Origin of the sequence: Mesobacillus foraminis, assembly GCF_004340465.1 — a bacterium.
Taxonomy (GTDB): Bacteria; Bacillota; Bacilli; order Bacillales; family Cytobacillaceae; genus Mesobacillus_B; species Mesobacillus_B foraminis.
In genome coordinates, this window is the sequence record NZ_SLVV01000002.1 from 359,687 (window position 1) to 381,016 (window position 21,330).

General features: G+C 44.1%; 18 protein-coding genes and 1 riboswitch. Of the genes, 4 read left to right on the forward strand and 14 right to left on the reverse strand.

Annotated elements, in window-relative coordinates; all coding sequences use genetic code 11:
* Nucleotides 1–147 precede the first annotated feature (147 nt).
* From EV146_RS04160 to EV146_RS04210, 11 genes are all read right to left on the reverse strand, one after another.
* Entirely contained in the window at nucleotides 148–1,401 is a 1,254-nt protein-coding gene (locus EV146_RS04160; protein ID WP_132002248.1) for an ArgE/DapE family deacylase, read from the reverse strand.
* Nucleotides 1,402–1,421: 20 nt separating this feature from the next.
* On the reverse strand, nucleotides 1,422–2,663 hold the full coding sequence (locus tag EV146_RS04165) for an allantoate amidohydrolase (RefSeq protein ID WP_132002251.1): 1,242 nt from the start codon (nucleotides 2,661–2,663) through the stop codon (nucleotides 1,422–1,424).
* Nucleotides 2,644–2,937 (reverse strand): hypothetical protein, encoded by a 294-nt coding sequence (locus EV146_RS04170; protein ID WP_132002255.1) that lies wholly within the window; start codon nucleotides 2,935–2,937, stop codon nucleotides 2,644–2,646. The genes EV146_RS04165 and EV146_RS04170 overlap by 20 nt, the downstream gene beginning before the upstream one ends.
* Before the next feature lie 127 nt (nucleotides 2,938–3,064).
* The gene (locus EV146_RS04175) at nucleotides 3,065–4,003 is read right to left on the reverse strand and encodes a sugar phosphate isomerase/epimerase family protein (protein WP_132002258.1); all 939 of its coding nucleotides are present in this window, start codon (nucleotides 4,001–4,003) and stop codon (nucleotides 3,065–3,067) included.
* A 32-nt stretch (nucleotides 4,004–4,035) separates the two neighbouring features.
* Nucleotides 4,036–5,769 (reverse strand): thiamine pyrophosphate-binding protein, encoded by a 1,734-nt coding sequence (locus EV146_RS04180; protein WP_132002261.1) that lies wholly within the window; start codon nucleotides 5,767–5,769, stop codon nucleotides 4,036–4,038.
* Between the two features lie 19 nt (nucleotides 5,770–5,788).
* The gene (locus tag EV146_RS04185) at nucleotides 5,789–7,228 is read right to left on the reverse strand and encodes a four-carbon acid sugar kinase family protein (protein WP_132002264.1); all 1,440 of its coding nucleotides are present in this window, start codon (nucleotides 7,226–7,228) and stop codon (nucleotides 5,789–5,791) included.
* A gap of 33 nt (nucleotides 7,229–7,261) precedes the next feature.
* The gene (locus EV146_RS04190) at nucleotides 7,262–8,209 is read right to left on the reverse strand and encodes a transketolase family protein (protein WP_132002267.1); all 948 of its coding nucleotides are present in this window, start codon (nucleotides 8,207–8,209) and stop codon (nucleotides 7,262–7,264) included.
* The gene (locus EV146_RS04195) at nucleotides 8,210–9,034 is read right to left on the reverse strand and encodes a transketolase (RefSeq protein WP_132002270.1); all 825 of its coding nucleotides are present in this window, start codon (nucleotides 9,032–9,034) and stop codon (nucleotides 8,210–8,212) included.
* Between the two features lie 374 nt (nucleotides 9,035–9,408).
* Nucleotides 9,409–10,179, reverse strand: coding sequence for an IclR family transcriptional regulator (locus EV146_RS04200; RefSeq protein ID WP_132002273.1), 771 nt, complete (start codon nucleotides 10,177–10,179; stop codon nucleotides 9,409–9,411).
* A gap of 372 nt (nucleotides 10,180–10,551) precedes the next feature.
* Nucleotides 10,552–12,048, reverse strand: coding sequence for a glycine betaine uptake BCCT transporter (locus EV146_RS04205; protein ID WP_132002276.1), 1,497 nt, complete (start codon nucleotides 12,046–12,048; stop codon nucleotides 10,552–10,554).
* A 147-nt stretch (nucleotides 12,049–12,195) separates the two neighbouring features.
* Complete coding sequence (locus EV146_RS04210; protein WP_132002279.1) at nucleotides 12,196–12,525, reverse strand: hypothetical protein; 330 nt, start codon at nucleotides 12,523–12,525, stop codon at nucleotides 12,196–12,198.
* Between the two features lie 305 nt (nucleotides 12,526–12,830).
* Between EV146_RS04210 and EV146_RS04215 the strand changes: the two genes are divergently transcribed.
* The 3 genes from EV146_RS04215 to EV146_RS04225 all read left to right on the forward strand — a co-directional run bounded on the left by EV146_RS04215 (nucleotide 12,831) and on the right by EV146_RS04225 (nucleotide 16,029).
* A complete protein-coding gene (locus tag EV146_RS04215) occupies nucleotides 12,831–14,012 on the forward strand; it encodes a polysaccharide deacetylase family protein (RefSeq protein ID WP_132002282.1) in 1,182 nt (393 codons plus the stop codon).
* A gap of 256 nt (nucleotides 14,013–14,268) precedes the next feature.
* Nucleotides 14,269–14,589, forward strand: a complete 321-nt coding sequence (locus EV146_RS04220; protein ID WP_121613355.1) for a hypothetical protein — start codon at nucleotides 14,269–14,271, stop codon at nucleotides 14,587–14,589.
* Nucleotides 14,590–15,504: 915 nt separating this feature from the next.
* Nucleotides 15,505–16,029, forward strand: a complete 525-nt coding sequence (locus tag EV146_RS04225; protein ID WP_277873204.1) for a spore coat protein — start codon at nucleotides 15,505–15,507, stop codon at nucleotides 16,027–16,029.
* Between the two features lie 102 nt (nucleotides 16,030–16,131).
* Here EV146_RS04225 and EV146_RS04230 read toward each other — a convergent pair whose 3' ends face one another.
* The gene (locus EV146_RS04230; RefSeq protein WP_132002288.1) at nucleotides 16,132–17,985 is read right to left on the reverse strand and encodes an LTA synthase family protein; all 1,854 of its coding nucleotides are present in this window, start codon (nucleotides 17,983–17,985) and stop codon (nucleotides 16,132–16,134) included.
* A gap of 365 nt (nucleotides 17,986–18,350) precedes the next feature.
* On the opposite strand from EV146_RS04230, the gene EV146_RS04235 reads away from it, so the two are divergent.
* Nucleotides 18,351–19,139 carry a TIGR00266 family protein gene (locus EV146_RS04235; protein WP_132002291.1) on the forward strand — a complete coding sequence of 263 codons (789 nt, stop codon included), beginning with the start codon at nucleotides 18,351–18,353 and terminating at the stop codon, nucleotides 19,137–19,139.
* Nucleotides 19,140–19,227: 88 nt separating this feature from the next.
* Here the strand turns inward: EV146_RS04235 and EV146_RS04240 are convergent, their stop codons facing one another.
* Both EV146_RS04240 and EV146_RS04245 read right to left on the reverse strand, forming a co-directional pair.
* Nucleotides 19,228–20,046 (reverse strand): ABC transporter ATP-binding protein, encoded by an 819-nt coding sequence (locus EV146_RS04240; RefSeq protein ID WP_132002294.1) that lies wholly within the window; start codon nucleotides 20,044–20,046, stop codon nucleotides 19,228–19,230.
* A 284-nt stretch (nucleotides 20,047–20,330) separates the two neighbouring features.
* Complete coding sequence (locus EV146_RS04245; protein WP_132002297.1) at nucleotides 20,331–21,029, reverse strand: TerC family protein; 699 nt, start codon at nucleotides 21,027–21,029, stop codon at nucleotides 20,331–20,333.
* Nucleotides 21,030–21,103: 74 nt separating this feature from the next.
* Nucleotides 21,104–21,201: riboswitch (yybP-ykoY riboswitch) on the reverse strand.
* Nucleotides 21,202–21,330 lie beyond the last annotated feature (129 nt).

The following is a 21,330-nucleotide window of genomic DNA, read 5'->3' on the forward strand; positions in this document are numbered from 1 at the left end:
TTTTTTAAAATAGGCCCCTTTTATGATGTAAAATGCGGTCCTGACCTCATCATGATCCCCCTGCCATTTATACTGCCTGAACTCCTGCCCTAAACGCGCTGCGGCCCGATAATCTTTTACCGGGCCACAATTCTATTTCAATGATGACTATTTCTTTTGAAGAAGATCAAACAGGCTTAATGCGACTATCTTGGTAGCTTTGATCACGTCATCGACCAATACATGTTCATCCGCTCTGTGCCCATTAGCCTCTAATAATGTTTTTGGTCCTGCGCCAAATAGTACAACCGGCACTCCTGCTTCATAGAAATGACGTGCGTCGGTATACAGCGGGGAGCCAGTGACTTCAAGTTCACCGCCCATAATTTCGCTCCAGTTGGCAGATATAGTCTGAACAAGAGCAGAATCTTTTGGTACTGGCCCAAAGCTGTTGGCGAGCAGAATGCGATTGACCTCAACCTGGATTCCTTCCAGCCCGGCAACAGAATCTTGAAGCAATTGGCGGAGACTTGCTTCAACCTGTTCGGGATTTTCCTCGGGAATCATCCTTCGGTCAAGACGGATGGTGCATTCATCCGGAACAACATTTGTATTGATTCCCCCTTTAATCAAACCGACTGTAAGTTTAGGCGTACCGATGCCAGGAATCTCCGAAACGACCTCCCCCAGGGTTTTGCGGTGCTCATACAGGGCCTGAAGAAGATGGGTTGTGGCTTCAATCGCATCATGACCAGTCTGAGGTTCAGCAGCATGAGCCGATTTGCCTTTGACCTTCACTTCTAAGTGCAGACAGCCATTGTGCGCATTGATCAGGGAGTATGTAAACCCTGGAAAAATGGCCATGTCCGGTTTTACGAAACCTTGCTCAAGAACCCATTTAGGACCAATATCGCCGCCTGTCTCTTCATCAAAAGTAAAAGCTAAAGAAATTTTTCCCGAAAGCTTATCGCTTAGCTGGCGCAACGCTAAAGTGGCAAAAGTAAAGGTGGCAATATCTGATTTGGATACAGCCGCACCACGGCCATAAATCCTGCCATCCACGATATTCCCGCCGTAAGGATCCTGTGTCCAGCCAAGCCCGGGAGGAACGACATCTCCATGGGAGTTAAGAGTAATTTCAAAATCAGAGTCCCCAAAGACTTCATACGCAATGACATTGGATGCACGGATCATTCCAGCCGCTTTTACTTCTTCTTGCGGGACCTCTTTTAAGGATACTTCCTTGAAATTCAGCCCCTTTAATTTCCCTTCAATAAATTCAGCAATGTCCTGGCAGTCCCCTGGTGGATTATCGGAAGGAATTCCTACTAACTCCTGGACGAATGTTATCAACGAATCCTTGTTCTCTTCGATATACTGCAATATTTGCTGCTTTTCTGCACTCAATGTCTTTGTATCCATCTTCTTCATCTCTCCTAATATTATTTATTGGCAATCTTTAAAACCACAGACAAAAGGACTTTCGCCCCGGCCGTTATATCCTCTTCCGTGCAAGCTTCGTCTGGATGATGGCTCAGCCCTTCCTTGCAGCGGACAAAGAGCATTGCCACATCGGTGAGTTCTGCCATTGCCATGGCATCATGCCCTGCACCGCTGATCAGCTTTATTGGCCTTCCCCCTAATTCTTTAATCGATTGCTCAGTGATAGAGGTAAATTCCTCCGAGCAGTACGTAGGGGGGGCTTTCATGACTTCCTCAAACTTCACTTGTATGCCTCTTCCGCTTGCAATTTCCCTGCTTTCTTTCATTATTTCATTTATGGCGGATTCCTTGCGGGACTCATCAATATCCCGAATGTCCAAGGTTCCCTTGACAAAACCCGGAATAACATTGCTTGCCCCTGGAAGAACGGTAAGCTTGCCGACTGTTGCGACCAAAGGATCATATTTTTTCATGACCGACTCAATAAATAAAATGATTTCGCTTGCTCCTGCAAGTGCATCTTGCCTTAATCTGCCGGGAACGGTCCCTGCATGGCCTGCTTTCCCTGAGACTTCAAAAGAAAATCTCGTTACACCTGCAATCCCGCTGACAACCCCGACCGGCTCATTTTCCTTTTCGAGCACTGGCCCCTGCTCAATATGCAGCTCCAAATATCCGAGAACATCTTCCCTGTTCCTTTTCGCCAGCGGATATGATGAGGGATCGGCCCCTGCATTGATTAATGCAGCCTCTAGAGTAATCCCTGCATCATCGGTTCTTTGCAGGTCCTCATCTGTAAAGGTTCCTACTAGAGCACGGCTGCCAAGAAAGGTAGAATGGAAGCGTACCCCTTCCTCGTCACAAAAGCCTACAACTTCAATCGGATGGTTCAAAGTCAACCCTTGATCAAAGAGGGTCTGGACTACTTCAATCCCTGTCAGCACCCCGAGCATGCCGTCGTATTTACCGCCCTCAATCACCGTATCGAGGTGGGACCCAATCAACAGAACGGGAGCATTAGGATCTTTTCCCTCATATCTGCCGATGATATTGTTCACTCCATCCTTCCAAACCTTCATGCCTGCCTGCTTCATCCATTGTTCGATGAGTGCTTCACATCTCAAGCTTTCAGGAGTAAAAGGCAATCGTGTAACACCTAAACCCGGACTGGAACATAGACCGAGCTCGTCCGCTCTTTCATAGATCCGTTTGCCGTTGATTTTAAACTGTGTTTTTTCCAAAATCCTTCACTTCCTTGATAAAAGGTTGAAAACGTTGCTTATAACGGAACGTTGTTTCTTTACATATCCATAATATCACTTTCATTATAGCATTGGCAATAATATTTAGAATATTTATTAAATAATAAATATTCATCCAAAACTCTCTTTTTTCCTTTTTAGCATAGATCTCTATTGATCCTGCTCCCCCATATCTTTTAAATAATTCCATTAAAGTCAGTGTCAAGCCCGGACGATTAACAGAAGGCTGAGCAGATACTCTTTCTCCCATCATTTTATTCGGTGTTTAACAGGAGCCTTGTATACAGCGGAGCCCTACCTTTTAATAGAAAAGTAGCGACAGGCAGGGAGCCTGTCGCTATACTCAACAAACAGAGCAAATAGGATTAGGAAGAATAAGTTTACTTCAAACTGACAGCAGGTTTCCTGCTGTGCAGAAGGCTCCAGGCATCAATCAGCGTGCGCTTGGACTGCGCAATGACAATATCGGGGGATTCATTGCCCACAGGCTTAACTTCAAAGGCAACGACATTTTTAATGCCTTCGCCTATATAGCCGATTTCCAATAAAGCTCTCAGGTATTCAGCAAGTTCTTCAACATCGTTTTCACTTCCAGGGTAGCCGAAACGCGGGTGCTGGTCTCCATAAGCCGGATCAGCCGGATCCTTAATATAACAGTTGCCGATATGTGCATGGTTAATGTAATCCCGAGCTACTGTAAGGGCTTCGATTGATGTTTCGCGCTGCATTGGCAGGTGGCTTAGGTCAAGCATAAGACCAAAGGTCGGATCCTGTTTCCGGACTTCCTTCGCTACCTCTACTGCGAGCGCATTAGAGCCGATCAAACATTTTTTATCGGTTTCATCGTCAAAGGTTTCCAGAGATAGCACAAGATTCCCTTTTGATTTTGCATAGGCAGAAAGTTCTTTAATCGAATCCGTTAAAAGCTGAAGGGCTAAATCTTCCTGAGAATCAGGCTTCGCGCCGCTAAGGAATCCAAACTTTGATGCTCCCAGCTCATACGCCTGGTCAATTCCACTCTTAACTAGTTCAATCGCAAATCTCCGTTCCTCTTCATTAAAGGAGTTCAGGTTTCCTTTGTTGCGCAGGAGAATGGGCTGCTCTCCAAATCCAACTGTCATTCTGCCGGACTCAAGAATGCCTGCGGCTTCTTTGCGGTCCTCAGGATTATTGATGGAAGTGATTTCTATTCCTGAAAAGAAATCATCCAGCACGATTTTTTTGATGGTTTCCACTGTTGGCCCATCTCCCCCCATTGTCTGGGGGTAGGCCATAAAATGGACAATCCCTACTTTCATAGAATCATGAAGATTTGACATTTATTCGCCGATATCGGCTTCCCTCCTTAGAATTATTTTTCAGAGTACTCGAATCCTTTAAGAGTTCCGTTGTTTGAGAATCCGCAGACTGCAGTTGGATCAACGACTACTTCAATCAGGTACGGCTTGCCGCTGTCGACCGCGCGCTGCAATGCTGGCTTGATCTCGTCATAATGTGTAACCAGTTCTCCCCGGACTCCCATCCCTGCGGCAGTCTTAACAAAGTCAATTCCACGTTCTTCATTGTCACAAAGTTCATTTCTATAAATTAGGTCGGTGGAAATCTGCCTTTCGTCATAGAACCAGTTCTGCTGCTGGCGAATCAATCCTAACAAGCTATTATTCATAACAAATACGATAATGGGAATATCATGCTTGGCAGCCGTAGCTAAATCCTGAAGGGACATTCCAAGGCTTCCATCCCCAAGGATGTTGACGCTTTGCCTTTCAGGAAATGCCAGCTTGGCAGCCATCGCAGCTCCCAGACCCCAGCCCATGGTTCCTGCGCCCCCTGTTAACAAATACGACCGCGGCACATAGGTTTCAAATAACTGGCATGACCAAATCTGGCTGATTCCGCAGTCATGTGATGCAAAAGCGTCGCGGTCAAGAAATTCACGAAGCTCTTTCAGAGCACGTTCCGGCCTGATTGGAAGAGTTTCATAGTCTTGTTTTCGTGCATGTTTTTTCCGTTCCTCCGTCAGGTCGATTTTAGCTCCTGCTTCAGCCGTAGCCGCCACCCCAGCCCCAAGCTGCTTATAGGTTTGTGCCAGTTTCGCCATGAAGGATTTAACATCTGAAACAATACCCAGTTCTGTTTCTACCACTTTGCCAAGCTCTTTCCTGTCAATGTTTACATGAATGATGGTCGCATCCCGTTTAAAAATTTCGACATGTCCTGTGCTCCGGTCTGCAAAGCGGCCACCAAGGTTAATAATCAAATCGGATTCAAGAATGGTTTTATTTCCGAATGGGGTGTCAAGCATGGTTCCCATACGGCCTGCAAATAAGCGATGGTCGTTCGGGAACGTATCCATTCCCATGCCCGTGGTTACAACTGGAACTTCAATCGTTTCAACCAGTTCCTTCAATTCGGCAGTTGCATTGGCAAGATTCACACCGCCGCCTGAAATTACCACTGGTTTTTTGGCTTTTGCCAATAATTCGAGGACCTGCTGAATCTCTTCATCCGTTGCCTGAGGAAGCACTTCAGGCTGGGAGGAACCAATCAGTTCATCAAGGTCAATCTCAACTACTACTTTCTGCTGGTCAACTGGCAAATCAATCAGAACAGGCCCTTTTCGTCCAGTTGTCGCAGTTTCCCATGCTTCATGAATCAATTCGGCCACTTTAGATCCATCTTTTAAAATATAGGCCGCCTTCGTGACCGGCCTGGCCATTTCGACAATTGGAGCTTCCTGAAACTGCATGGTTCCGATCAAGGATGATTTCTGCTGTCCTGTCAGGGCAATCATAGGGATGGAATCCATCCATGCGCCATATAGCCCGGTAAGGAAATTGGTTCCCCCAGGACCTGAGGTTGCGGCACATACTCCTACTTTTCCGGTTGCTCGGGAATAGCCATCTGCCATAAAGGCTCCCGTTTGCTCATGACGGACGACATATGATTTGATATTGGTTCTTTCTTTAATTGCATCATAAGTAGGCAAAATAGCTGCTCCCGGTACGCCGTATATATGTTCAACGCCTCTTTTTTCTAAGTAAATTGCGATTACTTCCCCTGCAGTCAATTTTTGTTTCGCCATTCTAGACACCCCTTGTTTTTTATTGTAGATTTCTAACAATCTCTAATATGGACTCCCTGTTCCCCACATTGCCAGGAAACACAATGTACGGCGTATTCTGGAAATGAGCTTCGCTGCCGGTAAACCAGACAGGAACTCCCGCGATGGCCTGGCCGAGTATTTTTGCCTTTTTGATTCCAAGTCCTTTTGTAGCAATGTCGCTTGATGTTATACCGCCTTTGGCAATGATGAATCTTGGTTTAACTGCAAGTGATTGGACGACTGCGACCAATGCCCCGGATATCGACTGGCTGATGTGAAGATTTTCTTCCTTGCCCTCGACCTTGATCACACCCCTGCTTGTGTAAATCACCGTATCCAGGCCGGAAGCCAGTTTTACCTCCAATTCACCTATGACCCGATGAAGCTCAGAGTCCCGTTCCCGCGGGTCAAGCAGTTTTGGCACATTCATTTCAATTTTCTGCACGAAAGTTTGATCCATTAAGGATTGAATCTGCTCCGTTGTCTTCTTCGTATGGGAGCCCACAATGATCAATCCGCCATAACGGCCCTTTGTACCGGATGTTTGCAAATCTTCCGCTTTTACATATGGGCGATTTTCAAATCCGCCCAATGATTTTACAAACGACGCAGCAGTCCTGGACAAAAAGTGCTTTCCCGCTTCCAGAGCTTGAAGAACAGCCAGTGAAACGATATCCAGGTCTTGATATGACGCAGCATTAATAATAATTGGCTGATTGTTTTCTGCTTTGAGAAGCGTTTGGTAGACCTTATCGACTCCTCCTTCCCGGATATCCTCAAGCGAGATCGAAACCACCTCGCTTGAAGAAACCCGTCCACCTGATTTTTCAGAAATGTAGTCTGGAAGGTGGGCAGTGGAATAACCAAACACAGCATCATTAGAAAACTCTGTATCCGAAGTTGGTACGAGATTGCCGCTTTCAGCCAGGTAGTGGGTATTGCCGATTGTGTACCGGTGGGCCTCAAAGAAAGCTGGAACAATTAAATGCCCTGATACTGATACACCGCAGGATTCTTCCAATTGGTCCGCCAGAACATCGATTTCAAGTGGATAGTGGCCCCGCAGTGTGGAATCCCCCCTGCTGATAATGGAAAAATGGATATTCAGTTCACGTGCTACACTGCAAAGGTTCTGGACAATTTCCCGGTTGATCCTTTCCGCCTCTTCAGCCCCATAGCTTCTAGTGTTGGTAAGGATATAGAGGACATTCCGGTCATCGCTAAGCCCTTTCTTGATCCAATCCTTCTCCCAATCTGTAATCACATAAATATCATGGACGGTCTGAACACCGGTCGGGTCATCATCTAATACAATCAGCTTGTAACTCGACTTGTTGAGCTTTTTCCGTATATCCCGCCGGATCGATGCCCAGGCTGTATTTTCAGGCAGCTGATTCAGGATTTTTTCGATAGGCTGATAATCGATAAGCTGTGGCAAGCTAATACCCCCTTTCTATACCTGTGCGGTTGATTAAACCGGAGCTTTTTCTTTTAAAAGTTCAAAGGCGGATGAGACAATCCGGTGGGATCTTAATTCAAAGAAATCAAGCAATTCATCCATTTTGCCGGATACGCCGAAACGGTCATTTGTTCCCACACGTTTTACAGGGACCGGACAGTTTTCAGATAACACCTCTGCTACCGCACTGCCAAGTCCGCCAATGATGGAATGCTCCTCAACTGTCACTACATGCTTTGTTTTAGAGGCCGTTTTTATGATTGCCTCCGCATCAATCGGCTTAATGGTATGAACATGAATGACTTCTGCACTGATCCCTTGTGTTTCAAGCTCTTCAGCTGCTTTCAATGCTTCATCAAGCATAATCCCCGTAGAGATAATGGAAACATCTCCGCCTTCTTTATAAAACTTTGCTTTTCCGATGACAAACGGATCCTCACGTTTAGTGACTACTGGTACAGGCAATTTCCCGACACGAAGGTAAACTGGGCCTTCAAAGTGATAGGCTGCTTCCACCGCTTTTTCCATTTCAAGTGAATCAGCAGGTACGATGACCGTCATTCTCGGAAGGGAGCGCATCAGAGAGATATCCTCCAGCGGCAGATGGGTGGCCCCTTCTTGTGCAGCTGAAGTCCCTGCATTGTGGCCGACAATTTTCACATTGTTATTTGAGTAGCACACTGACACACGCATTTGATCGAACGCCCGCCCTGTCAGGAAGTTTGCGTAGGCATTAGCAAAGGGAACCTTCCCGGCAACGGCCAAACCAGCTGCTGTTCCAACCAGGTCACATTCGGAAATTCCAATATTGAAAAAACGATTCGGATATTTTCCTTTGAACATCGTAGTTAAATTTGCCTTTGCGCAATCCGCATCCAAAACGACTACATCATTATGTTTCTCTCCAAGCCGTACTAGTGCTTCTCCATATCCTTGGCGTGGTGCAATCATCTCTGCCATTTATTCCAACTCCTTCAAAGCGATTTCTAATTGTTCATCATTTGGGGCTAAACCATGCCATTCATGTGTGTCCTCCATAAAAGAAATTCCTTTCCCCTTAACCGTATGGGCGAGGATGGCAGTTGGCCTTCCTTTTGTCCTCTCGGCTTCTCTATAAGCCTCATCCACCTGTTCAAGATCATGCCCGTCGATTTCGATGACATGCCAGCCAAAGGACCTGAATTTATCTCCCAGATTCTTGACACCTTTTACATTTTCAACGAAATCATCCAGCTGGATTTTATTCCAGTCAATGATGGCGCATACATTATCAAGGTTATAGTGGGCTGTCGTCATCGCAGCTTCCCAGACCTGCCCTTCCTGCAATTCCCCGTCCCCTATCATGACGTAGGACCTCCGCTCACTCCCATCAAGCTTGGCAGCCAAAGCAACTCCATTCCCTACTGAAAGTCCCTGGCCCAATGATCCTGAAGAAATATCGACTCCTGGTATATGTTCACCGCACGGATGCCCATGGAGTCTTCCATCTACATCCCTGAATGTCATAAGTTCTTCCACCGGAAAGAACCCTTTTTCAGCAAGTACCGAGTAATATACTGGGGTACAGTGTCCTTTAGAAAGGAAAAAGCAGTCCCGGTCATTCCAGTCGGGATTCTTCGGATCTACCCTCATATGTTCATTAAACAGGACCGTTAATAGCTCTGTTGCAGATAACGAACCTCCTGGATGTCCGCTTCCTGCGTGATGCGTCATTTTTACGATGTGACGGCGAATCTTTTTTGTTAAATCCTTTAGATAAGCATTTTTTTCTACAGTGATCGTCAAGATTCTCACTCCTTATAGATAGGTTTCTTAATAAACAACAATGTTTCGGAATGGTGGTAAAAAAGGAGCAGTTGTTTATCGCGCAACTGCGTTTTTAGTCATAGGTAAAAAAAGAATTTCTATTTTTGTTGCTTATTATGAAACGACGTTTTTACCAAATGGTAAAAAATAAGGATAATTGTTGCTTAATTAACAACAACGTTTTTGAAACTAGGTATGAAAATCCGATTGCAGTTGTCTATTAAGAAACCGTGTTTGATCTTAGTTAAAGATTATCATCCTTTTCTGAAAATTACAACGATTATTTAAAAAAAAGTTTAGTTTTTTCTTACTTTCCAAACTCAAAAAAGACAAACCAATATGGTCTGTCTTTTCTATCGATGCTGCCTGGAAATAGCCCTCCATCCCAGACGACTGGAAATTTTCCCACCAATACTAGTAATATAATTTCTTAGTTCTGTCAGTCGTTCCTCACTCATTCGAATGGAAGGTCCTGAAATACTGACTGCAGCTACGATCACTCCCCTGTTGTCAAATATCGGTGCTGCAATGCAGGTTATACCAGGTTCATTCTCCTCAAATTCAATCCCATAACCCTGGTTTCGGATTTTATCAAGTTCAACCATGAAGCTTTCTTTATCAGTGATGGTATTTTCTGTGTGCTTTGGCATCCCTTTTCGGTCAAGAATTGAAACGACTTCCGCCTGAGGTAAATGGGCTAGGATGACTTTGCCTACACTCGTACAATGAAGAGGTGCTCGCCTGCCGACTTTGGAATGGGTACGAAGGGTCTCATTGCCCTCAAGTTTTTCAATATAAATGACTTCTCCTTCATCATAGACAACAAGATGGATGACTTCATTTGTTAGGGTTTCCAATTCTTTCAAAAAAGGCTTTGCCTCTAAACGCAAATCAATGGATTCCAGCAGAATCGAGCTCAGTTCCAATGGCTTATACCCAAGCTTGTACTTCTTTGTTTCAGAATCTTGCTCGATGTAGCCGTGGCTGACGAGAGTAGCCAATAGCCGAAAGATTGAGCTTTTGTTTAGTTCAAGATGGGAAGCTAGTTCGGTAACTCCCATTCCATCTTTATTCTGGCTGACTAGTGATATGATTGTTAAGGCTCTGTCTACGGATTGAACCATTTTTATCCTCCAGTGGTGAATATTTCTTGAAAAGGATGTTCCTCTTTGATTTATTTTCAAATGTTTTCCTAAAACGGCGCTGTATACCTTGCTGTTCTGAATTCGTTGACGGAAAATCAGCCGGGCAGTTGTTCTATATAGGAAAGTGATTCTATATTATTTTAGCTGATTACTTTTCATCATTCCGTTGCTTAATATAAAACATTGTTTCCCTAATATAGCAAAATCATCTCCACGGACTTTATTCTACCAAAATATATTTTTTCCAGCAACGATTTTCTGACTTTTCAATAAAATAAAATGAGTTCAAATAACAGTCAGTAATTGAAAAAACCGCACAGGCTGTTGAGCCAGTGCGGTTTGTCCTTTTGTTTAAAGAACCGTTTTTTTCTTTTTCCCGGTTACTTCACCCTTAAACGATTTTAGCATGGCAAATGTCATTAATAAAAGGACGAAGGATAACGGAAATGCACTGACAATGATGGCGGTCTGCATTGCATCAAGTCCTCCGGAAACCATTAAAACAACTGCTGATGCCGATAGGACCAGACCCCAGACAACTTTTACGACTATAGGGGGGTTCAAGCTTCCGTTCGTTGTCTGCATGCCCAATACAAAGGTTGCCGAATCGGCGGATGTAATGAAAAAGGTAGAAATCAGAAATAAAGTCAGGATAATTAAGACAGTCGTAAATGGCAGATGTTGATAGACAAAGAAAAGAGCTGTTTCCAGTGCCTGTTCCGAGACTTTCACATTCTCGTTAAACTCCAAATGGATGCCGGTCCCTCCAAATACCGCGAACCAAAATGCACATACCAGAGTTGGAATCACCAGAACTGCAATGACAAACTCCCTGACCGTCCTGCCCTTTGATACACGGGCAATAAAAGTGCCTACAAAAGGTGCCCATGCAATCCACCAGGCCCAGTAGAAAACGGTCCAGTTTTGAACCCAGGATGCATCTTCATTATTAAAAGGTGCAAGGCGCAGGCCCATGCTAGGCAGATTTTGGAGATAGCTTCCTAAAGTAGTAACAAACAGATCAAGCAGGAAAACACTTGGACCCACAATCAGCAATGTAACTAAAAGCAAAAATGCCAGGATCAAATTGGCGTTACTCAAATATTTAATCCCTCTTTGAACACCTGTACCTGCCGAGAGGATGAACAGTATTGTTACAACTGCAACGATGATCAATTGGCTTGTAAAGTTATTCGGAATTCCAAAAGTGTAGCTTAGCCCTCCATTTATTTGCGCTGCACCCAAACCTAAAGATGCGGCAACACCGAAAATGGTCGCAAACACCGCTATAATGTCGATTACTGTCCCAATTGGACCTTTCGCTCTCTCACCGATCAAGGGATAAAGAGCAGCACTCATTAGCCCAGGGAGCCCTTTCCTGAATTTATAATAGGCTAGTCCCAGGGCGATCGTGGCATAAATAGCCCATGCGTGAAATCCCCAGTGTAAATAGGTATATCTCATAGCTAATTTCGCAGCATTCGCCGTTCCGCCTTCTCCATACGGGGGAGTTGTAAAATGCGAGATTGGCTCTGAAACACCAAAGAATAATAAACCGATTCCCATCCCCGCACTAAAAAGCATCGCAAACCAGGTTGCACGGTTGAATTCCGGCTTATCCTCATCCTTGCCAAGCTTGATTTTCCCATAAGGACCAAATACAAGAAATAGCGCAAAGAGGATAAAAAAAGTCGCAATCAGCTGGTAATACCAGCCGAAGTTAACCAAAAAGAATTGTTTCCAAACATCCATTGTTTCACCCAGATGGGCAGGCGAAATGACTCCCCATAAAACAAATAGCAGGGAAACGACTAAAGAAATCCAAAAAACCTTAGTAACCTGCTTCATTTATTAGCTCACTTTCTTTCCTTATTTTTTTCCATGCTTTCATTATGTACAGAAAAAGGAAAATCATGAGAGTATAATAATTACAACTCGAATTTTTAAGCGGTAAAAAGACTCGAAAGTGGTCCTTTCGAGTCAGGAAGGAGATACCTAGTTAAAAACAGAACCAATCTGAAAATGGGTCTCTTCTTTGCTCGGTTTGCTTTCGTTCATTTTGGCAGCTTCTATTATTCTGATGTCTCGTATCATACTCGTTTCTTCTTTCATCCCGATTCCTGCGGTCATCGCGGTCCCTTCGGTCTTCCCTGTTCCTCCGGTCATCGCGGTCTCTTCGGTCTTCCCTGTTCCTGCGGTCATCGCGGTCTCTTCGGTCTTCCCTGTTCCTGCGGTCATCGCGGTCTCTTCGGTCTTCCCTGTTCCTGCGGTCATCGCAGTTTCTTCGGTCATCCCTGTTCCTTCGATGATCTCGATGATTGTCATCCCTGATATCTGCAGCTTTTCTGCATTTTCCCATCATTCTTCCCTCCTTCCACAACACTTTATAGCCTTACCTTGTATCCTATGTACCGGCAGTACAAGCTGTTCAGGCTGATATCTAGTAATTTAAAAATTTTGCTTCTACCTTATTTAGCTGGAAACTGTAGTGACTAGAGAGGTGCGTAATGGGGGCTTAATAACCACTATGGAAATTTATCATATATTGGTGTATAGGTAAGAAACCAGGGAGGGACCTTTTCCAGCTGGTTTCTTCTTGATCTGCATGTTTTTAAACGGGGGGAGATTTAATGAAGGAAATCCTGGGTTTCTTTTTATTCTTTCTGGCTTCAAGCTTTTTATTTTTAAAGTATGCAAAAAACAATAAGTTCTTTTACAAGACGGTATTTATCACGATTATTTGCCTATTCATGACTGCTTTTTCATTCATTTATTGGCACAAGCAGGATATTGGGGAGGTCAGAGACTCATCTTTCCATGAGAGTCCTGACTTTAAAAAAAAGAAGGATTCACCAGATGATCAATACCCATTACCAGGCCAGGAAGGGAAACATCCTCCCAAAAACGAAGGAACGCCGCCAGCCAAGCCTGGAGACGAACAAGATTACCAGGATGAAAAGCATGCCCCGCCCGCTGTTCCTGCTCCAATCATAGTCCCAGATGGCGGTACAGTAGAGTATACAGTCGCTAAAGGGGATACTTTATACAGCATTTCCAGGAGATCAGGTTTCACGGTAACCGACCTTAAGCTATGGAACGGCCTGACTACCAATGCAATATACACCGGACAAACGATCAAGCTGTATGGTAAAAATGCTGCAGCCCCATCATCTCCCGTCCCTCCTCCAACACAGGAAGCTCCTTCAGGTTCTGCCTCATCCAGATCGATTTCACAGGGCAGCACCAAGATAAAAGAAATCGCTTTTACCTTTGATGCGGGAAGCGATATTGCTGGTATCGACATTATAAATGTCCTGAACAAGAACAAGGTTAAAGCCACCTTTTTCCTGACAGGAAAATGGGTAGAAAAGTATCCTTCCTACGCTAAACAGATTGCCGCCGAAGGGCATGAAATTGGGAATCATGGCTATAACCATCTGGATGCATTAAAAGTGGATATGGAAACATTTAAACAAGATTTGTTACAAGCAGAAGCCGCGATTCTTAAAGCAACTGGCAGATTACCCCGGCCCTACTTCCGTTTCCCCTATGGGTCTTTTAATGAAGCTGCACTAAAAGCTGCAGGCCAAGCAGGCTATCCTTACAGTATCTACTGGTCGCTGGACACCGTAGACTGGAAGCAGCCTAGTACAGAGTTACTCATAAACAGCATAGAAAAAGGAGCCAGCAATGGAGACATCGTCCTCATGCACATTGGAGGGATCCATACGCCAGAAGCCGTAGACCAGATGATTCCCAAGCTAAAAGCCAAGGGTTACAGACTAGTGACATTAACCGAGCTGATGAACTAATCAGGGGAGCAAAGCGCCCTTGCTGTTAAAGGTGCGCTTTATCCCTTCACCCTACTGCAGTACTAAACGGTGCCTGACCCCGAAAGTTGTGGTAGGACTTGTACATAAAATGTATAAGCTTATGGGGAGGGATTCGAGCTCTACTGGAATCGTTCCAATAATAATTGCCTAGTGAATTTACGGCAGAATAAATTGTTCTCCATAAGACCAATATAAGAATAGAATAAGGTGATTTTTTTCTAGGGAGTGCTCTTTGATGACAGTTTTTGTTTACCAAACTTTCGAGATTAAACAAGATCAATTTAAAGAAGCCCTTCAGAATCTGGGAGAGATACAGAAGTTCCGCAATGAAGAATTTAACCACAAAGTAGAAATTCTCTCTCCAGTATCAGGGCACGATCATACCTATGCACTTCTCTCGACCTATGAAGGACTTGCTGAAATGGAACTTCAGGATAAAAAAATGTTCGATGATGAAAAATACCTGAAGCTGATTGGGGACTTTTTCCTGAAAAACATCGTTCAAGGCAGCATGCACACACAAATATATAGAAATACAAACGGCAAAAAATCATAACGAATGGAAGGGCGTGCAATGAAGTTTATGCACGCCCTTTTTTGAAGCCAGATCATATGCCGTCGATTTCTCCCTTTCGGTTAGCCGGGAACGGTCGCTTAAATCCTTCTATTTTTCCTTTATGCCTGTTTTGCCGAGTATAGTCGTGTAGCCCCTCTACCTTTCCTCTAGCCCGTTTTTCTATCGAGCTGGGTCACGTAGAGTGCCCCTACATCCCCTCTAGCGCTGGTTTTTACCGGGCTGGGTCACATAGAGTCCCTCTACATTCCCTCTAGCGCTGTTTTTTACCGGACTGGGTCACGTAGAACCCCTGTACATTCCCTCTAGCGCTGGTTTTTAACAGGCTGGGTCACGTAGAATTTCTTTATTTTTACTATGTAGGTTATTTTCGCTTGGGGAATCTAAAGGGAAGCAGGTGCTTGTAAAATCGATTTACGTTCCCCTCCCAATGGTTTCCCCTTGGTTCGGCTCATATTTTCTTTTTGCGTGACCTTCCCCTATGTTTTCTCCAAGGGCCGGCTCGCATTTACTTTTTGCGTGACCTTCTCCTATGATATTACCCGGGATTGGCTCGCATTTCCCCTATGATTACTTCACTCGGTAATTCCCATGGGACCGGCTCGCATTACCGAATGATGCTATCTTTTATGATGCATTTTGACAGTTTTTATCTTCCTTACCTCCCCCTTTCCCTGCGTTCGCAGGACAGAGGTATCTTGCTACCCTTCGCCCCATCTGCCCCTGATTTTCAGGTCTGCCTTCACCAAAGACTCCTTTTCTAACAATTGCTCAATATTGATAATGTCCCATTTAAGCATTAAGTCATATCTTGCCAGCTTAATTTTGTTTCAAAAATCGTACATGTGTGAACTCTGGAGGACAAATAACCATTTGCCTTTTTCTGCATAGCTTAGAATGACGATAAAAAAGATAGGAGAGCTGTATATGTCCACTGAGGAACGGGATACCCTAGCCTGGCATGAAACCCTTGAAATCCATGAGTTAACTGCTTTTCAAGCGATTGGATTAATCAAATTGAAAAAAGCATTCAGGAAAATCAATGATCCTGAATTAAGAGGAATTTATGAAAAAACAATCCAGGGATTAGAAATAAACATAAAAGAGCTCGTCCAATTTTACCCTGCGGCTCCAGTCTCCCCTGATCGAAATGAGCCATTGACCAGCGATTTGGCCTTTTACGCTGGCGACCTGCTGGCACTAATGAAAACGTCTGTACGCAATTACTCGATTGCCATTACCGAAACCGCCACGCCAGCTGTCAGAAAGATCCTGACCGACCACCTTTTACGCTCTATCCAAGGCCACGAGCGAATCTTTCGGTACATGTATAAAAAAGGCTACTACCCTTCCTATGATTTAGGACAATTATTAGCCAATGATCTTAATAATGCCCAAAAGGCACTATCAATGGATTACTAGAAACGGGTTCATAAGTAACACCTGGTTCCCAAAAGGATAAATCATTGCTAAAAAGGCAGCCGAATCTTCGGCTGCCTTTTTATAGCTATCAGCGCTTTGCTCTCAATCCTCCATAAACCTTAGCAAATCACCGGCAAGTATTTCATCGGACAGCCCCAGCTCATTTCGAACTTTTTCCTGAAAAGGCCCGCAGGCACTTTCCTCGATTGGCTTTCCGCTTTTTTTCTCGTAGCAAACATTATCGATATAGACATAGTTCTCTGTTATGAACCCTCCGTCCCTAAAAATAACCGGGTGGTCGGAATTCCTGGTAAAAAGCTCATGTCCAAAAGATAATGTGTTCTCAGGCTGTATCCCCAATAATTCCAGGATGGTCGCCCGAATATCAATTTCTCCTCCCGGAGCCGAAAATGTCTTCCCGCCCACACCTGGAATATGGATGATGACTGGAACCTTTTGAAGCTCGGCATGCTGAACGGGACTTTTTTCTAGATTCAGCAATTGATGGATACCGACTTCGTATTTTTCGGAAATGCCATAATGATCTCCGTAAAGGACAAACATCGTATCTTTATACATGCCCTTTTCTTTCAGTTTTTTAAATAGGGTCTTGATGGCTTCGTCCTGATAACGGACAGTGGTGATATACCGATTGACCACTTCCTGGTTCGTTTTCGGCTCGGAAATTAGCTTATCCTCTTCGTCTAGCAAAAATGGAAAATGATTTGTCAGCGTGATCATCCTCGCATAGTAGGGCTCCGGCAACTCTGCCAGATGAGCGGCGCTTTGCTGAAAAAACGGTATATCTTTTATTCCATAATTCACGGAGTTTTCTTCTGTTACTTCATAATCTTTTTTAGAAAAAAACTTGTCGTAGCCCAAGCTTTTATACATTTGTTCACGATTCCAGAACGTACTGTCATTCCCATGAAAAACAGAGCTGTAAAAGTTCCCTTCTTCCTTTAAAATTTTTGGAAGGCTATGAAACACATTCTCCGGCTTTCTGACAAACACGGATCCACTTGATAATGGATATAGCCCTGTATCAATCATGAATTCCGAGTCCGATGTTTTTCCCTGGGCCGTCTGATCATAAATGGAATCAAAGTAAAAGCTATCCTTAATTAACGAATTTAAAAATGGGGTTATTTCTTCTCCATCGACTTTTTGATTGATCACAAAGTTCTGGGTTGACTCCATACTGATTAAAACAAGATTTCTACCCTTTGCCAATCCAAAATACTCTGTACGTTTCTCCTCTTTTGAGGAAGTGTATTGTTCAGCTTTTACTGTATCCGTTTTCGAGGCTAATAGCCGCCTGAACGGCGCCTGAACAGCCAGTGATATATCATAAAGATGATAATTATAAGGTCCAATGGTTTTTACCATCTGTTCGCGGTCATAGGAGGCCGTATATAAATGGGGAGATTTTACCAGGCCGAGCCCTGCTGAAATGACAGTAAGAAGGAGACTAATACCTACGTATAGATATTTCACCCGCATTGTACGGTCTTTCTGTACATTGAATTTTCTGAGGAGAACCCAGAAAATAATTAAGTCCGCAAATAACAGTAGATCCCACGGGCTCATAAGCTCCAACGTACTTGGGCCAAGTCCACCAACATTTTTAAATTGAAATAGAATGGGAACAGTTACGAAGTCTGTATAAAAACGGTAATAAAGTAGATCCCCATAGAGAAGAAGCGTAATGATGGTCATTGTGGAAAATAAGATCACTTTGAAATTGCCTGCTTTTACATAATAAGAAATTCCCAGCACTAATAGTAAGGAACCAAGTGGGCTAAAAACAATCATTAGCAGCTCAAATGGAGACTGCAAACTTAGATTGAAGCCGATCAGTCCGACGGCCACTGTCTTAAGCCAAAGGGCGATTATTGCTGACAAAATGAATGTCAGTGGGTGATAAGTTAAAGAATCAGCTTTAATTCTTTTCATCAGCGGTCAATACCTTTCTTGTAGATGAACATAAATCTGCCATTTTACCTTTCATTGATAGTACCCTCATTTCATACTGCTAAACTCCTATTCTACCAATCATTTATGCCTTGCACAATTTACCAGCATTATGTTTAACGAATGAAAGTCAAAAAGAGTTTCAAACATATTGTTTCTTATACTATGTGCATGCCAAGCCCGTTTTTCCTGAAAGATTTATCCGCATTTATGCCGCATTTGCGATCTGGTGTCCCAACAGTGATCCCATTAAAAAAATTGTAAAAAAGCAAATGATAATACTGAAACTTTTTAACACAATAAATCGTACATCTATGGAAAAGAAAAATGACAATGGGGATGAGAAGATGAATAACCATGAGATTGATTATGAAATATTTGGCGATGATATGCAATTTGTACAGGTGGAGCTGGATCCTGGCGAAACAGTGATAGCAGAAGCAGGAAGTTTAATGATGATGGATGATGGCATTCAAATGGAAACGGTGTTCGGAGATGGCTCAAGTTCCGGCGGAGGCCTTATGGGCAAGCTGCTCGGTGCAGGAAAGCGTGTGCTGACCGGGGAAAGCCTCTTCATGACCATGTTCACCAACGAGCGAAGCGGCAAAAAACATGTGAGCTTTGCATCCCCTTATCCCGGGAAGATCATTCCGATGGACTTAAGCGAGCAGGGCGGCAAAATCATTTGTCAAAAGGATGCGTTTTTAGCCGCGGCAAAGGGAGTATCCGTAGGGATCGAGTTCCAGCGCAAGCTTGGTGCAGGATTCTTTGGCGGCGAAGGGTTTATTATGCAAAAGCTTGAAGGAGATGGAATGGCTTTTGTGCACGCTGGAGGAACTATTATTAAAAAGACTCTATCGCCTGGGGAAATTATTCGCATTGACACCGGATGCCTTGTGGCGATGACACGTGACGTAGATTATAATATCGAAATGGTTCGCGGAGTAAAAACAGCGTTATTTGGCGGCGAAGGTTTATTCTTTGCGACTCTGCGCGGCCCGGGGAGCGTATGGATTCAGTCGCTTCCATTCAGCAGGTTGGCTAGCCGTGTCTTTGCCGCTATGCCGCAAAACGGCGGTTCCAAAGGAGAAGGCGGTCTTGGGGGCCTGTTTGACATCATTGGCGGCGACCGTTAATCCATTTTAAGTACTTAATACATTTTGGAAAGCCTGCAGAAAGTCAGCAGGCTTTTAGTCATTTTTAATGAGAACCGGGTTTTTGCTTTTACCACCTGTTCTTAGAAAAAGTTTTGATCCTGATCCACGGCCGCTCATTCTCCCATTCCAGTGACAGAGGGACTTGAAAGGTTTCCTCAAGCAAAGGTTCAGTCAGCGTGGCTTTCTTATCCCCTTGTGCAACGACCTCCCCTCTGCGGATTAACAGCGCATGGGAGATCGAAGGGACAATCTCCTCAATATGGTGTGTTACATATAAAACCGTTGGACCTTCAGGAGCAGCAGTCAAATCCTCAATCGTTGACAGCAATTCTTCCTTTGAGAAGATATCGAGGCCATTGCAAGGCTCGTCCAAGATCAGCAGGCGCGGGGATGCCATTAATGCCCTTGCAATCATGGCTTTCCTTTTTTCCCCTTGGGAAAGATAAGTAATATTTTGTTCGGCAAGGTGCCTGATTTTTAACAGTTCCATAAGCTCCAGGGCTTTTTCAGCATCCTTCGTGGAAAACTCCTCGTATAGGCCAATGGAGGCAAATTTCCCGCTGAGAACAACCTCCAGCGCCGAGTCGCTCGGTCGGGTATGAAACTGGTCATCAAGAGAGGAACTGACCCAGCCGATTGATTTACGAAGTTCAGGTATATTGGTCTTTCCGAAAAGATGGCCCAATACCGAGACTTCTCCTCCGTTTGGCCATTGATAGCCAGTGACCATTTTTAAAATGGACGTTTTCCCGGACCCATTCAGCCCCAACAATGCCCAATGTTCCCCTCTTTGGACATTCCAGCTGACATTCTTTAAGATGTCCTTGCCGCTTCGGTGCCAATGGATATTGCTGAGCGAAATAACACTATTAGCTGTCTCTTCCATTGTGTTCCCCCTAAATAGTCGATGTCTATATTCAGTATATTCCAAAATCCGCGAAAACAAAAGAAAGCCCAACAGGTCTAATCCAGCTGTAAATTTTAATGATGTTCATTTTACATGAGATGTTATATAGAGACTTCCCCAAATATCCTGGACCTTGTTTCTATAAAGATTGTTTACATCGAAAGAAACAGCCTTATCAGTTCCTCAGCGCAACATCGAATTGAAAACTTGTCCCTTTCTTGTATGAATGAAGGTGACTGAACGATTTACAGTCACCCTCTCGGTTATTTGGCTCTTACCAGAATCTCGGGGTTAGTTTCTGCCACTTGTTTCGAAGAACTGCTCATTTTATATAATCCCGATAGGATGACAACGGCAATGACCAGGAGTTCAAAACCGTATTTAACAAAACCATTTGTAAAGTAGCCTGTTAAGAACGGTTCGGCGACAATCATCTTGGAAGCCGTCCAGGCTAAGACGGCTGCCCCGATTGTAATGATGACTGGGTAACGTTCAATCCACTTTAATATAACCGTGCTTCCCCACATAACGACTGGCACTGAAATGACCAATCCCAATATAATAAGAAGGAAATTCCCATGGGACGCTCCCGCAACCGCCAATACATTATCGAGCCCCATTAAGGCATCAGCAATCATAACTGTCCGAATAGCTGCCCAGAAACTATTTCCTGCTTTCACGTTCGAATGGTCCTTATCTTCAACAAGCAATTTATAAGCAATCATGATCAATAAAAGGCCGCCCAGCAACCGCAAGCCTGGAACAGCCAGCAGATATACTACTGCCAGAGTCGCAATCGTGCGAATGACAATCGCACCTACCGATCCCCAAAGGATGACCTTTTTTTGCTGTGGTTTAGGGAGATTCCTCGCAGCCAATCCAATTAAAATCGCATTATCTCCCGCCAGTACTAGATCGATGACAATAATGGTTAACAGTGCAGTGATAAAATCAAATTCCATAAGTCTGCCCCCCTTGTTTTAGCAATTAAAATGGACACAAAAAAGACCTTCGCCAAATAGGCAAAGGTCTCGCTGAGCATAGTGACTATGCCAACAAAGCCGATGGTTAGCACCATGTATTGACGACTTTGTTTCAGGTTTGCACCTGACGCTACTCCCCTTTACAGGTAGTTCCTTATAAATCTATATGCCCAATTACAGCAATAATGTTAAAGTTTTTATCGTTAGTTCGATAAGATATGCTCTGCGTGTTTCGCAGATTACAACAAAGTTGCCAGCATGGAAACATCTAAGCTGTAAC

Excerpts from the sequence above, each read along its gene's own strand:
- EV146_RS04205 (WP_132002276.1), bottom strand. The coding sequence starts at position 12,048 with ATGAAGCAGGTTACTAAGGTTTTTTGGATTTCTTTAGTCGTTTCCCTG.
- EV146_RS04175 (WP_132002258.1), bottom strand. The coding sequence starts at position 4,003 with ATGTCAAATCTTCATGATTCTATGAAAGTAGGGATTGTCCATTTTATG.
- EV146_RS04240 (WP_132002294.1), bottom strand. The coding sequence starts at position 20,046 with ATGGAAGAGACAGCTAATAGTGTTATTTCGCTCAGCAATATCCATTGG.
- EV146_RS04215 (WP_132002282.1), top strand. The coding sequence starts at position 12,831 with ATGAAGGAAATCCTGGGTTTCTTTTTATTCTTTCTGGCTTCAAGCTTT.
- EV146_RS04200 (WP_132002273.1), bottom strand. The coding sequence starts at position 10,179 with ATGGTTCAATCCGTAGACAGAGCCTTAACAATCATATCACTAGTCAGC.
- EV146_RS04245 (WP_132002297.1), bottom strand. The coding sequence starts at position 21,029 with ATGGAATTTGATTTTATCACTGCACTGTTAACCATTATTGTCATCGAT.
- EV146_RS04235 (WP_132002291.1), top strand. The coding sequence starts at position 18,351 with ATGAATAACCATGAGATTGATTATGAAATATTTGGCGATGATATGCAA.
- EV146_RS04220 (WP_121613355.1), top strand. The coding sequence starts at position 14,269 with ATGACAGTTTTTGTTTACCAAACTTTCGAGATTAAACAAGATCAATTT.
- EV146_RS04160 (WP_132002248.1), bottom strand. The coding sequence starts at position 1,401 with ATGGATACAAAGACATTGAGTGCAGAAAAGCAGCAAATATTGCAGTAT.
- EV146_RS04210 (WP_132002279.1), bottom strand. The coding sequence starts at position 12,525 with ATGACAATCATCGAGATCATCGAAGGAACAGGGATGACCGAAGAAACT.
- EV146_RS04180 (WP_132002261.1), bottom strand. The coding sequence starts at position 5,769 with ATGGCGAAACAAAAATTGACTGCAGGGGAAGTAATCGCAATTTACTTA.
- EV146_RS04225 (WP_277873204.1), top strand. The coding sequence starts at position 15,505 with ATGACGATAAAAAAGATAGGAGAGCTGTATATGTCCACTGAGGAACGG.
- EV146_RS04190 (WP_132002267.1), bottom strand. The coding sequence starts at position 8,209 with ATGGCAGAGATGATTGCACCACGCCAAGGATATGGAGAAGCACTAGTA.
- EV146_RS04230 (WP_132002288.1), bottom strand. The coding sequence starts at position 17,985 with ATGAAAAGAATTAAAGCTGATTCTTTAACTTATCACCCACTGACATTC.
- EV146_RS04170 (WP_132002255.1), bottom strand. The coding sequence starts at position 2,937 with ATGATGGGAGAAAGAGTATCTGCTCAGCCTTCTGTTAATCGTCCGGGC.